General features: G+C 59.4%; 14 protein-coding genes. 7 read left to right on the forward strand and 7 right to left on the reverse strand.

Translation table 11 applies throughout. The features are described from left to right. Window positions 1-20: 20 nt before the first annotated feature. Both rpmA and rplU read right to left on the reverse strand, forming a co-directional pair. A complete protein-coding gene (rpmA, locus tag LOY52_RS23015) occupies window positions 21-278 on the reverse strand; it encodes a 50S ribosomal protein L27 (RefSeq protein WP_003228360.1) in 258 nt (85 codons plus the stop codon). A 35-nt stretch (window positions 279-313) separates the two neighbouring features. Next, window positions 314-625, reverse strand: a complete 312-nt coding sequence (rplU, locus tag LOY52_RS23020) for a 50S ribosomal protein L21 (protein WP_003228361.1) — start codon at window positions 623-625, stop codon at window positions 314-316. Between the two features lie 241 nt (window positions 626-866). Here rplU and LOY52_RS23025 point away from each other — a divergent pair, with 241 nt between their 5' ends. From LOY52_RS23025 to LOY52_RS23035, 3 genes are all read left to right on the forward strand, one after another. Beyond that, window positions 867-1835, forward strand: coding sequence for a polyprenyl synthetase family protein (locus tag LOY52_RS23025; RefSeq protein WP_150367945.1), 969 nt, complete (start codon window positions 867-869; stop codon window positions 1833-1835). A gap of 160 nt (window positions 1836-1995) precedes the next feature. Then, the gene (locus LOY52_RS23030) at window positions 1996-2337 is read left to right on the forward strand and encodes a zinc ribbon domain-containing protein YjdM (protein WP_003228364.1); all 342 of its coding nucleotides are present in this window, start codon (window positions 1996-1998) and stop codon (window positions 2335-2337) included. 206 nt (window positions 2338-2543) lie between these two features. Next, window positions 2544-2801, forward strand: coding sequence for a hypothetical protein (locus LOY52_RS23035; protein WP_003228365.1), 258 nt, complete (start codon window positions 2544-2546; stop codon window positions 2799-2801). Window positions 2802-2936: 135 nt separating this feature from the next. On the opposite strand, the gene LOY52_RS23040 is transcribed toward LOY52_RS23035, so the two are convergent. The 3 genes from LOY52_RS23040 to LOY52_RS23050 all read right to left on the reverse strand — a co-directional run bounded on the left by LOY52_RS23040 (window position 2937) and on the right by LOY52_RS23050 (window position 4605). Further along, on the reverse strand, window positions 2937-3554 hold the full coding sequence (locus tag LOY52_RS23040) for an FKBP-type peptidyl-prolyl cis-trans isomerase (RefSeq protein ID WP_007963802.1): 618 nt from the start codon (window positions 3552-3554) through the stop codon (window positions 2937-2939). 121 nt (window positions 3555-3675) lie between these two features. Then, window positions 3676-3981, reverse strand: a complete 306-nt coding sequence (locus LOY52_RS23045; RefSeq protein WP_258676071.1) for a DUF6482 family protein — start codon at window positions 3979-3981, stop codon at window positions 3676-3678. Window positions 3982-4116: 135 nt separating this feature from the next. Next, on the reverse strand, window positions 4117-4605 hold the full coding sequence (locus LOY52_RS23050; protein ID WP_007963798.1) for a TIGR00645 family protein: 489 nt from the start codon (window positions 4603-4605) through the stop codon (window positions 4117-4119). A 174-nt stretch (window positions 4606-4779) separates the two neighbouring features. Between LOY52_RS23050 and LOY52_RS23055 the strand changes: the two genes are divergently transcribed. Beyond that, window positions 4780-6612, forward strand: coding sequence for a hypothetical protein (locus tag LOY52_RS23055; protein ID WP_258676072.1), 1833 nt, complete (start codon window positions 4780-4782; stop codon window positions 6610-6612). 6 nt (window positions 6613-6618) lie between these two features. Here the strand turns inward: LOY52_RS23055 and LOY52_RS23060 are convergent, their stop codons facing one another. Both LOY52_RS23060 and LOY52_RS23065 read right to left on the reverse strand, forming a co-directional pair. Beyond that, window positions 6619-6948: a hypothetical protein gene (locus LOY52_RS23060; protein ID WP_007963794.1), complete on the reverse strand. Its 330-nt coding sequence runs from the start codon at window positions 6946-6948 to the stop codon at window positions 6619-6621. A gap of 324 nt (window positions 6949-7272) precedes the next feature. Further along, window positions 7273-9711 carry a Lon protease family protein gene (locus LOY52_RS23065; RefSeq protein ID WP_258676073.1) on the reverse strand — a complete coding sequence of 813 codons (2439 nt, stop codon included), beginning with the start codon at window positions 9709-9711 and terminating at the stop codon, window positions 7273-7275. A 300-nt stretch (window positions 9712-10011) separates the two neighbouring features. Between LOY52_RS23065 and LOY52_RS23070 the strand changes: the two genes are divergently transcribed. The 3 genes from LOY52_RS23070 (at window position 10012) to LOY52_RS23080 (ending at window position 12961) form a co-directional block, all read left to right on the forward strand. Beyond that, window positions 10012-10500, forward strand: coding sequence for a DUF3015 domain-containing protein (locus LOY52_RS23070; RefSeq protein WP_007909797.1), 489 nt, complete (start codon window positions 10012-10014; stop codon window positions 10498-10500). Between the two features lie 96 nt (window positions 10501-10596). Beyond that, entirely contained in the window at window positions 10597-12450 is a 1854-nt protein-coding gene (locus LOY52_RS23075; RefSeq protein WP_258676074.1) for a DUF4105 domain-containing protein, read from the forward strand. 154 nt (window positions 12451-12604) lie between these two features. Further along, on the forward strand, window positions 12605-12961 hold the full coding sequence (locus LOY52_RS23080) for a hypothetical protein (RefSeq protein WP_007963787.1): 357 nt from the start codon (window positions 12605-12607) through the stop codon (window positions 12959-12961). Window positions 12962-12991: the final 30 nt, after the last annotated feature.

Here is a 12991-nt window from a genome sequence, read left to right on the forward strand (position 1 = left end):
CTCTTCCAGCGATCTCGCGATTAAGCCGCGACAACGCTCACGTAACGACGACCGAAGGCGCCTTTTACTTCAAACTTGATCACGCCTTCGATTTTCGCGAAGAGGGTGTGATCCTTACCCATGCCAACGCCGTAGCCAGCGTGGAATTGGGTGCCGCGCTGACGCACGATGATGTTGCCGGCCTTGATGACCTGGCCGCCATACATCTTCACGCCAAGGCGTTTGGCTTCTGAGTCGCGACCGTTACGGGTACTACCACCAGCTTTTTTGTGTGCCATGAGTTCAATTCTCCTAGTGAGGAATTAGGCTGTAATTAAGCCTGAATACCGGTGATTTTGATCTCGGTGAACCACTGGCGGTGGCCCATACGCTTCATGTGGTGCTTACGGCGACGGAACTTGATGATGCGGACTTTATCGTGACGACCTTGGGAGATCACTTCAGCCTTGACGGTTGCGCCAGCAACAACAGGTGCGCCGATGTTCACGTCGTCGCCATTGGCGACCAGCAGAACGCGGTCAAAAGTCACGGATTCGCCAGTAGCGACTTCCAGTTTTTCGATCTTCAGGTATTCACCTTCAGCGACCTTGTATTGCTTACCGCCGGTAACGATTACTGCGTACATGGTATTTCTCCGATAATCCTGCTCACCCAGCTCTTTATAAGAAGAGGTATTGGCTGGCATGGCTGCATGGGGCTGGAACGGCCCAAGTGCAATTGCGTAAGGCAGGTGCTGCCCAGGAAGTTCAGGGTGCGCGATTGTACGCAAGCCGCGAGAGTCACGCAAGTGGCCGTCCATCGCGCCTTGACAGGCCCCGGTGTGGGTCCTAGCATGCCGCGCAACCCTTCTGGAGCAACTGTCGCTGATGCAACCCCAAGCTTTCTACCGCGCGGTGGCGGACGATTTTAACGCCGTCGACGGCATCATCAAGAAGCAGCTGACTTCCCGAGTGCCGCTGGTATCGAAAATCGGCGATTACATCACCTCGGCCGGCGGCAAACGCCTGCGTCCTTTATTGGTGCTGCTGTGCGGCAAGGCCTTGGGTCGCGAAGGCGACGACATGCGTCTGCTGGCCGCCACCATCGAATTCCTGCACACCGCGACCCTGCTGCATGACGACGTGGTCGACATGTCCGGCATGCGCCGTGGCCGCTCGACCGCCAACGCCATGTGGGGCAACGCCCCGAGCGTATTGGTCGGCGACTTCCTGTACTCGCGCTCGTTCGAAATGATGGTCGAACTGGGTTCGATGCCGGTGATGAAGATCCTGTCCCAGGCCACGCGCATCATCGCCGAAGGCGAAGTGTTGCAGCTGTCCAAGGTACGCGACGCCAGCACCACCGAAGAAACCTACATGGAAGTCATCCGCGGCAAGACCGCGATGCTCTTCGAAGCCTCGACCCACAGCGCTGCCGCACTGGCCGGCGCCACCACCGAGCAGAGCGAAGCCCTGCGCACCTTTGGTGATCACCTCGGCGTGGCGTTCCAGCTGGTCGACGACCTGCTGGACTACAAGGGCGATGCCGAGACCCTGGGCAAGAACGTCGGTGACGATCTGGCCGAAGGCAAGCCGACCCTGCCGCTGATCTACACCATGCGTGAAGGTACGCCGGAGCAAGCTGCTCTGGTACGCCAGGCGATCCAGAAAGGCGGGATCGAAGACCTCGAAAGCATCCGCATCGCCGTGGAAGCCTCGGGTTCGCTGGAGTACACCGCGCAACTGGCCCGCGACTACGTGGCCCGTGCGATCAAGTGCCTCGACGCGCTGCCGGCCAGCGAATACCGCGATGCACTGGTGGAACTGAGCGAGTTTGCGGTTGCCCGCACGCACTGATACCGCTGACGCAAGATCAAAAGATCGCAGCCTTCGGCAGCTCCTGCACAATTATCTGTAGGAGCTGCCGAAGGCTGCGATCTTTTGCTTTCAGCTCCCCACACAAAGAAAACCCTATATAATGTGCGACTTTTAGCGATCCCCTCTCCAAGGAGCCTTAGTGAGCACGTTGCCACCCTGCCCGAAATGCAATTCCGAATACACCTACGAAGACGGTGCCCAACTGATCTGCCCTGAGTGCGCCCACGAGTGGTCGGCCAACGGCGAAGCCGAAGTGGCATCCGATGATGCCGTGAAGAAAGATTCGGTCGGCAACGTGCTGCAGGACGGCGACACCATCACCGTGATCAAGGATCTGAAGGTCAAGGGCACCTCGCTGGTGGTCAAGGTCGGCACCAAGGTCAAGAACATCCGCCTGTGCGATGGCGACCACGACATCGACTGCAAGATCGATGGCATCGGCCCGATGAAGCTCAAGTCCGAGTTCGTCAGAAAGGTCTGATCCTGCTGTCATTCCATCCCGCGCCTGCCGTGGGATGGTGCTTCGCCCTCGCCGCCAAGCCTTCGCATTCTCGCGTAATAGCCAGACGCCAGCCGATTTGACCTTACGCAATCTTTACCCGGAAAAAATCGCATTCCGCCAATAGGCACTTGCTATTTTACGAATAAGAATTATTCTCATTGAAACCTTTCAAGGAGATGAGACCCATGACTTATTTGATCGACGCCTGGCTGGATCGCCCACACCCCTACCTCAGGATCCTGCATCGGGAAACCGGCGAAGTCTGTGCGGTACTGGAAGAAGAAGCCCTGCATGAGCTGCAGGATCAGGGTGATCTGGACGTCAGCAGCCTGAATTCCAGCGAACCGCTGGTGCTCAAGGAGCTGGTGCGCAATCTGTTCCTGTTCTGCTATGCCCGGGCCTTGCGCCCGACCAATGAGCTGCATCACAAGATCGAAATATGAGTAGCGCGGAAAAACTGTGGGAGCCAGCCTGCTGGCGAAAGCGGTGTGTCAGGCAACGGATGATTGCCTGAAAGGACGCCTTCGCGAGCAAGCCCGCTCCCACATTATTGACCTGTCACCGGGACAGGCCAGGCATTACAGAACGTCCAGCAGCTCGACGTCGAATACCAGAACGCTGTGCGGCGGGATGCTGCCAACGCCTTGAGCGCCGTAAGCCAGTTCGCTCGGCACGTACAGGCGCCATTTGCTGCCGGCGTTCATCAGTTGCAGAGCTTCGGTCCAGCCGGCGATCACGCCGCCCACCGGGAATTCTGCTGGCTGGCCACGATCGTAGGAGCTGTCGAACACAGTGCCGTCGATCAGCATGCCATGGTAGTGAGTACGCACGGTGTCTTCACGGGATGGCTTGGCGCCTTCGCCCTGGGTCAGCACTTCGAATTGCAGACCGGAAGCCAGAGTAGTGATGCCTTCTTTCTTGGCGTTTTCAGCCAGGAAAGCACGGCCTTCGCCGGCAGCCGCTTCAGCCTTGGCAGCGGCTTCGGCTTGCATGATTTCGCGGATAACCTTGAAGCTGGCGGACATTTCTTCCTGGCCGACACGGCTTTCCTTACCGGCGAAAGCGTCGGTCAGACCAGCCAGGATGGCGTCCAGGCTGACACCCGGTGGCGGGTTGTCGCGCAGCTGGTCACCCAGCTGACGGCCAATACCGTAGCTGACGCGGGTTTCGTCGGTGGACAGATTTACTTCGGACATGACACTGCTCCGCTGTGCGGACGGCCATCAGACTTGCCGTGCGTGCACAGCGCGTCCCGGCGCGCCCGGAACCAAAAGGGCGAGCAGACTAGCACAGATGCCCGGCGATGGGGCGCAACGCCTACAGGGCCGAGCGCCAGGCCAGCGGCACTTTCAGGCTTTCATCGGCACTGACGCCCAGGCCGCACATTTCGTCGTGCACCGAGGTGTGTACGAGGTTGAACGGCAGCACCGGAAAGTCATGCAAAAGATCCCGTGCATGCTCCACCGAACGGAACATCAGCATCTTGCCCTTGAGATCACTCAACGGGTACGCCGCCCCGTGCATGCGGGCCTCAAGCAGATAAATCCCGCCCTCCATGGAGATCAGGTTCAACTCATCGACCTTTCTGGCGATGGCAAACGCATTCAACTCTTGCAGGTTCATGAACACACCTCGTGCAGTGGCGAGCCAGGACCTCTACAGGGATATGCCCGCGCGCACCAAAGCACAAGCCAAAAACGACACCGCCCGTCTGTTTCGCAACAGACGGGCGGTGTTTTTGCAGCGTTCAATCAATGATCAGTGCTTGGTGAGCTTGTCCAGATAGCCCATGGCAAACGCCGAGATCACGAAGGTCATGTGGATGATCACGTACCACATCAGGTGTTCGGGATCGACGTTCTTGGCATCCATGAAGATCCGCAGCAGGTGGATCGAGGAAATCGCCACGATCGACGCTGCCACTTTCATCTTCAGCGATGAGGAGTCCATGGTGCCCAGCCAGCTGAGCTTCTCTTTGCCTTCGTCGATGTTCAGCTCGGACACGAAGTTCTCGTAGCCGGAAATCATCACCATCACCAGCAAGCCACCTACCAGCGCCATGTCGATCAGCGACAGCAGCACCAGGATCAGATCCGATTCAGCCATGGAGAACACGTTGGGAATGACATGAAACACTTCCTGGAAGAATTTCAATGCCAGCGCCAGCAGCCCGAGGGACAGCCCGATATAGATCGGCGCCAGCAGCCAGCGCGTTGCGTACATTGCATTTTCGATAAAGCGTTCCATTGACTCTCACACAGTAAGGATTGAAATCGGCGGCGAGTATACCAGCCGCCTGTGACCGCCAGAAACCGTCCGGCTCGCACCTCCAATCACAGCAACCTGCGTGTGTAGGTGATTTTATTTCTGCTACTGTCCAAACCATTGACCGCCTAGCGAAAGTGGACAGGACGACTGGAAATGCATGTGCGATTGCCGATGATGACTGCCGGAATTTGCCTCGCTCTGCTACTGGGTGGCTGCTCACCCGGCGAAGAGAAAAAGCCCTCGGTCAGCCTCGACGCGAAGACGGCAACCTTCGAACATTCACTGGATGCCATCACCGACCCGAAACTCAAAGATGCCGTGACAGAACTCGGTGGCTCGCTGCTCCTGCTCGAACGCGCGCAGCTCAAGCTCGACAGCACCCCGCTGAAAACCGTCTACGGCGAAGACACGCTCGGCATCCTCAAGCACTACCCTTCGCCGCAGGCGCTGGTCGATACCTTTATCAACGGGCTGTTCGTGCTGCACAAGGACGCCAGTTCCGACTACCTTACTGACCTGCAACCGGTGTTCCCCTTCAACCTGAACATTCCCGGCGGTTTCCTGTTCCCTCATGGCGTGGAATGGCAATCGGTGACCCTGAGCAACAAACGGGTGATCGCCTATCAACCGGAGTGGTCGGAAACCGATCCCGGCATCCAGTTGAGCCCGTCCAGCTCCAACGTCACCAACCCCGATGACCTGACCGTGACCTACCCGTTCATCGAAGGGCTGGACGTGGACAAGAAGAGCCAGCCACAACCGGTGAGCCTGCAGGGCAAAGTCGAAGTCATCGCGCCGCGCCGCTTGTTCAGCTTCAACCTGAGCCAGAAGGACGTCGGCCAGACCCGCACCGATGACAACCTCAGCGTCACCCTGCTGAAGCTTGCAAAGAACTACGCCGAAGTCGAATTCAGCAACAACCTGCCACTGGCCCCCGAGGTTGAAGGTGCGCAGCTCAATCCGTTGATCGTTCAGGCTCGCGACACCAGCGGGCAATACCTGGTCCGCGCCGGTTCAATCAATGAGAGCCCGGCACAAGTCGCCTTCTACGAGAAACAACTGGCGCATCTGCAACAACAGAAAACCTGGAGCGAGGCGCTGGAACAACAGCTGGAGGACGAGCAGTCCGCCTTCGAGCAGCAGCATCCGCGCCGCTATAACAAGGTCTACTTCAACGGCCCTGTCGACACTCTGGAAGTCAGCGTGCTCGATTTTTCATCGGCAACCGTAACCCGTAAAACACTGGATCTGCCGGTGCGCACTTTCAGTCAGCACACTACGGAAAAAGCCATTCAGCCGCTGGACCCGGCGGTGGTGGTGTATGACGATCTGGCGCCGAACTGGCTCAAGGGCGCGAGCCTCACCGAGGAAGCGTTGAAGGCCGGTATCCGCATCCATCAGTCCGTGGAGGATCCGAGCGCTGCACGCATCGAGTTCTCTCACCGGCGCACCTTCAACGATGAGCTGCTCGGCGATGATTTCAGCCCGGGCGAAAGCCCGGTGACGTTCTTCACCGAGAAACGCAGCGGCAAACTCGATGAGCCGATCGAACTGCCGCCCGAGGCGTATCAGGTCGATCCGCTGCAGGCGACCATCACTTACGATTTGAACCTGTTTCCGGAAACCCCGGCGATTGCCGTGGGCTCGATGCCGCTGTTTCTCGCGACCGTCGACAAGCAAACCTACGACGCCAAGTCCTTGCCCAAAGGCCTGGAGATCAAGGACAACACGTTGGTGGTGGACCTGAAACGGTTCCCGGCCAACGCCTGGCGATTCTTCGTCAAGGACGACAGCGGCAACTACCTGAAACAGATTCTCTCAGTCAGTCATGACGCGAGTGCAGAAGGGCCGGCGCTATTCGGCGTGCATTACTTCTATGGCCGTCCAACGCACGTGGAGACCTATCAGCGGACTGAACTCAATACCGTGCAATACGGCTTTGAGGTCAAGCTCGACAAGGCGCAGCAGTCCGACACCGCGCCATGATTGTGCTTAATGGTCGAACACGCCGACCGTACGCCCACGCCCACCATTGATCTGGCGTAGCTGTGCCTGCAGGTGCAGGCTCCAGATCTGCGGATCGTCAGCCAGCTCGTAGCCGTGCATCGTCAGGCTTTCAACAATGGTGTCAAGAATCGACTCGGCGGCGACCGGCCCGTGAAACGGGCCCTGGGCCTTGATGGCGGAGGGTTGTTCGCCGGCCATGCCGGCAGCGAAGAGCAAGGTCCACATGCCGTTATCGCCGGCCAACGGTTTGATGGCGCATTCGATGCGGGTCACAAGACCCAGGCACTGACGGGTGAGGCAGAGGTTGCGCGACATGGCGGCGACCCTCGGTAAAACCTGTATTCAGCCCTCACGCGAAGGCTGTTTCGATCCAGTGATACTGTCGATGTCCTTGAGCAGAGAATAGAAGAAAAGTCCGCCGCGCAAGCCGGATAGAACCAGAAGGCGCCGAATGGTCATTGTGTGAATTCTGACGCCAGAGTAGTGGCACTTTTCCCGAAGATCACCACAAAAACCAATATGAAAAACAACTGTGGGAGCGAGCCCGCTCGCGAATGCGGAGTGTCAGGCAACTCATTCGTCGTCTGATACACCGCTTTCGCGAGCAGGCTCGCTCCCACAGATTTACTGCATGAAGGCTCAGGCAGGTTTGGCTTCTGCCAACGCCTCCTGCGCCAACTCCTTCTCGGCCTCTTTCAGATCGTCTTCGCTGATCATCTCGGCAATCACCCGCAGACGCTCGACTACCCGTGCATTGACGCTGCCCTCGGGGAACTGACCGTCAGCATCCGGCTCACCGGCCGGCTCGCCGACCAACAGGCTCAACGCCTCGTCAGCCTGACGCACGGCATACACGTGGAACTGCCCGGCGCGCACCGCCGCCAGCACCTTCTCGTCGAGCATCAGCGTGGCGACGTTGGCCTGCGGAATGATTGCGCCCTGCTCGCCGGTCAGCCCGCGTGCTTCGCACAGACGGAAGAAACCTTCGATCTTCTCGTTGACCCCGCCGACCGCCTGCACTTCGCCGAACTGGTTGATCGAACCGGTGATCGCAAAGCACTGCTTGAGCGGGGTTTTCGACAGCGCCGAAATCAGCGTGCAAGCCTCGCCCAGCGACGCACTGTCGCCATCGACGTAACCGTAGGATTGCTCCAGCGCGATGCTCGCGGAAATCGCCAGCGGGAATTCCTGGGCGTAACGGCTGCCCAGATACCCGGTGAGAATCATCACGCCCTTGGAGTGGATCGGTTGCCCAAGGTTGACCTCGCGCTCGATGTCGACGATGCCGCTGCCGCCCGGATACACCGTGGCGGAGATCCGCGCCGGCACACCGAACGCCGAATCACCGACTTCGAGTACGGTCAGCCCGTTGCACTTGCCGACCGCCGCGCCGTCGGTGTCAATCAGGATGATCCCGGCGAGCATGTCGTCGAGAATCCGCGCCGAGACCCGGCCGGTGCGAGTGGCCTTGGCTTTCAAGGCGCGCTCGATGTGCCCGGCATCGGTCATTTCATCACCGGCCAGATGACGAATGAAATCCGCCTCACTGACCAACTGGAACAGATCGCCGATACGCGCCGACAAACGCCCCTGATGCTCGGCCAGCCTTGCGCTGTAGGTCGCCAGACGCGCCACCGCATCGGCGGTCAGCGGCGCCATGCCTTCTTCCGAAGTACGGGTTTTCAGCAACTGGGCAAATTGCTCCAGGCTTTCGTCGACCATCGGGATGTCTTCGTCGAAGTCGACCAGCACCCGGAACATCTCCTGGAAGTCCGGATCGAGGTCCTGCAACGTGTAGTACAACTGCCGCGCACCGATGATCACCACTTTGACCTGCAACGGAATGTGCTGCGGGTTGAGGGTCACCGTGGCGAAACGGCCCATCTCGCCCAGCGGCGATTCCATTTTCAGCTTGCGCGATTGCAGGGCGCGTTTCAGCGCGTCCCACACGAACGGCTCGCTGAGCATTTTTTCCGCTTCAAGGATCAGGAAGCCGCCGTTGGCGCGATGCAAAGCACCTGGGCGCAACTGCCGGTAAGTGGTGTAAAGCGCGCCCTGATCGGTGGTGTACTCGATGCGGCCGAACAGGTTTTCGTAAGTCGGGTGCGGCTCGAACACTACCGGCGCCCCGCCGCTGGCCGGATGACCGACCACCAGGCTCGGCGCGTATTGCTCTTCCAGCAGCTTGCGCGCCACGGCGTCGGTCTTGCTGTCGTCGACCAGTTGCTCGACCACGGTTTTCAGCAAGTACACCTGCATCGCTTGCAGGTAACCGCAGACCGCAGCGTTCTCCGCGTACTTCTCGGACAACGGCGAGAGCAACGGCTGCAAGGCCAGGGTGATGGTTTCCTCGTTGAGCTGACGCAGTTGATTGTTCGACTCACGCTTCCACTGCGGCAGGCTGGCGAGTTCTTCGTTCAGACGCTCTTCGAGGCCGGAGATGTCTTCGTGAAACCGTTCGCGCTCGGCTTCCGGCAATTGGGCGAATTCCGCTTCATCCAGCGCCTTGCCTTCAAGCATCGGCGTGAAGGCGATATTGCTGCTGTCGCGGTACAGGGCGACGTCCTTCTCCAGCGCCAGCCGCTCGATGATATCGAGGGCCTTGTCGTAGCGCTGGTTGAAGGCGCGGTCGATGGCGCTTTTCTTCTGCTGGTAGGACGGGTGTTCGAACACCGCCGGAAACGTCGCCAGCAGGTTGTCGATCAGGCCGTTGATGTCACCGATGAACGAGGCCGCCGTGCCGGAAGGCAATTCCAGCGCGCGGGGCTCGCGCGGCTCATCGAAATTGTTGACGTAGACCCAGTCCGCCGGGGTCTGCAGACGTTTGCCCTCGGCCTTCAGGTAGCGTTTGACGAACGAAAACCGGCCGGTGCCGGGTTCGCCCATGACAAAGACGTTGTAACCGGGGCGTGGCATCGCCACACCGAACTGCAAGGCTTCGACCGCACGTTCCTGGCCAAGCACACCGCGAAAGGGCTCCAGATCATTGGTGGTAGTGAAGCTGAACTGTTCAGCGGAAAACGGACGAGTCAGCGCTTCGGGCGCTATACGCAGGCTGGCAGCAACAGGATCAGGCATCGGGCTTCCTTAACAATCAGGCGGGGCAGATAGCGGCATTCTGGCGCTGCCCGTGCCCCACTGGCAAGGCGCGCCACACGACAAAGCATAGACAACCGGCCACCCCCCCACCGTCCCCCGTGAAACCGGGGTTATCGCCAAATCTTTTGTAAAAAATCACGGAACCCCCGGAACCTGCCTAAACTCCAAACTGCGCGGCTGGAACTAATACCGGCCCACTGGCGCTTTAAGGGTCTGTGATAGCAGAGCTTGGGGGGCCAGAACCCTGTCCATTGGTATGCACACAAAGAGAACAAAGCTATGAAACGGATTCTTCTCGGTACTCTCTTCACCGCTGTTTCCATCAACGCCATGGCGCAAGCCCCGGGTGGCCCGGATTGCGGTTGGGGCAACATGCTGTTCGAAGGTCAGCGTGGCACCCCGGCACACTTCCTGGCATCCACCACTAACGGCACTTCCGGTAACGCTACGTTCGGTATGACTTCCGGCACCAACGGTTGCTCGACCAACGCGTCGCTGACCTACGGCGGTAAATCCTGGTTCGCCATGAATGGCATGATGAACGAGCTGTCCGAAGACATGGCCAAGGGCAACGGCGAAGCGCTGACGACCTATGCCGTGGTACTGGGCGTGGCGCCAGAAGATCGCGCGCACTTCGCTGCTGTCACTCACGAGCACTTCCAGCAGATCTTCAGCAAGGCTGACGTGACCGCAGAAGACGTGCATACCAACACCCTGGCCGTGCTGAAGTCGGACCCACGTCTGGCCAAGTACGCGACTCAGGCTTAAGCTCGACCCCACCCGCTTCTTTCGGGAAGCGGGTTTTGTTTTTTTGGACCTGCCCTCCTTGGGTCTTTTGTTTCTTTTCGACTTAAGTTGCCACCTATGCTCAAACGCCTTGCCTGGCTGGCGCTCTGTGTCTGCGCCCCGCTGTCCGCCGCGCCTCACATCGACCCTCAACGTTTGCAGCAACTGGCCAACGACCGCTTCTGGATTTCCCTCGGTCATTACGAAACCGCCAAGCTCGGCGGCTGGCGCAGCTATGTCAGCGACAAGAAATTCTTTCTGGCGCCCGATGGCAACGAACACCCCGACCATGAACTGGCCGCCACCGTGCAGGCGCTGTACGCCCCGGCCAGTCTCGGCGAGCAGCATGCGCAGTGCGTCTACCCGGCGCGTACGCGCTGGCTGAAAGCCCAGCTCAATCTCAGCGATCTGCCCGCCCCCGATTGCGCCGAATTCAAGAAGTGGTTCAAGGACGTCTCGCCGCACAGCGCGGTGATGATCTTCCCGGCGGCCTACCTCAACAGCCCGTCGTCGATGTTCGGCCACACCCTGCTGCGCATCGACCAGGCTGACGTGCAAAGCGACAAGACTTCGCTGCTGAGTTACGCGATCAATTTCGGCGCCTACATCGAAGGCTCGGACAACAGCATTCTCTACGCCTGGAAGGGCTTGATGGGTGGCTATCCCGGGCTGTTCGCACTGGTGCCGTACCAGGAAAAACTCTCCGAGTACCGCAGCCTGGAAAACCGCGACCTGTGGGAATACCGGCTGAACCTGACACAAGCAGAAACCGCGCGCATGGTCGAGCATGTGTGGGAGCTGAAGCAGATTCAGTTCGACTATTTCTTCTTCGACGAAAACTGCTCGTATCGCCTGCTCGAACTGCTGCAAGTGGCGCGTCCAAGCCTGCGCCTGACCGAGCAATTCCCGCTGACCGCCATCCCTACCGATACGGTCAAAGCGGTGAAAGAGGCCGGGCTGGTAGAAAGTATCGAATATCGCCCGTCCCGCGAGCGTGAACTGCTCAGCCGCGCCGAGCCGTTGAACAAGGAAGAACAGCAATGGGTGCTGAAGGTCAGCGCCGATCAACAGGTGTTGCAGGAGCCGACCTTCAAGGCCCTGCCTCGGGATCGTCAGGCGCTGATCATCGATGCGGCGTATCGTCTGGAGCGCTACCGCGCCAACGGTCAGGAACGTGATGCGCAACGCGCACAGCGCAGCTTCGAACTGCTGCGGGCGATCAACAAGAACCCGGCGCCGGAGCTGCAGATTCCACAACCGGGCCTGCCTGAAGACGGTCATGAGTCACGCACCTGGCAGGCCGGCATCGGCACGCGGGGCGATCGTGCGTTCGGCGAGTACGGCTTGCGCATGGCCTATCACGATCTCAATGACAACGCCGAAAGCTTCCCGCTCGGCGCGCAGATCGAAATCCTGCAGATGAAGCTGCGTCAGTATGAAGGCAACCAGTGGCAATTCCAGCAACTGGACCTGGCGACCATCCGCTCGCTGACCCCGCGCAATGAGCTGCTGCAGCCACTGTCGTGGCAAGTCACCGGTGGCCTTGAGCGCGTACCGGGCAAGCATGATGACGAAACCCTGGTCAGCCACGTCAACGGCGGCGGTGGCGGTACCTGGCAACTGGGCGAAGACACGCTCGGCTTTGCCCTCGGCACCGTGCGCATCGAGCACAACAATGACTTCGCCGGGTTCGTCACGCCGGCCGCAGGCTTCAACAGCGGCGTGCTGTGGAAAAACCCGCTGGGCAATCTCAGCGTCGAGGCCAAGGGCGACTACTTCACCAACGGCGAAGTACGCCGCAGCCTGAGCCTGAACCAGCAGTGGGAATTGTCGCGCAACCTCGGTTTGCGCCTGAGTGCGCAGCGTGAGTTCAGTCATGTGGCGACGCCGGAAACCGAAGTGATGCTTGAAGTGAAGTGGTATCACTATTAAAAGATCGCAGCCTGCGGCAGCTCCTACAGTGGGAATGCATTTTTCCTGTAGGAGCTGCCGCAGGCTGCGATCTTTTGATCTTCCTTTCACACCCCATCAACGAATCACCTTCTAGACTTTCCCCATAAGCCGAGAATCGGCGCGGGAGAGTGCGATGTGGCGGTGTGCGGGATTGCTGGGTGTTTTGCTGTTGCTCGGGGGTTGCCAGACCACCCATGAAGACTTGATCGCCAAAGGTTATCCACCGGCCTTCGCCGACGGTTTTGACGATGGCTGCGTCAGTGGCCGGCAAGCCGCCGGTTCGATCAGCGGCGAGTTTCGCAAGAACGTGCCGCGCTATCTCAAGGACAAGCAATACGCCGAAGGCTGGACCGACGGCTTCCGCCAGTGCCAGGCAATGCTGGAAAACAAGGATCGCGAAGAGTATCGCAACGAGCACTGGGACGAACGTGAGCGCGCCTGGCAGCAGCAGAAAGATCAGGACGCCGGGCGGGCTTATCGCTCGCAATAGGTCGTTTCCAGACATCCAGTGAAACCAAAT

The sequence above is a fragment of the Pseudomonas sp. B21-051 genome (assembly GCF_024748795.1).
GTDB classification, from domain to species: Bacteria; Pseudomonadota; Gammaproteobacteria; order Pseudomonadales; family Pseudomonadaceae; genus Aquipseudomonas; species Aquipseudomonas putida_A.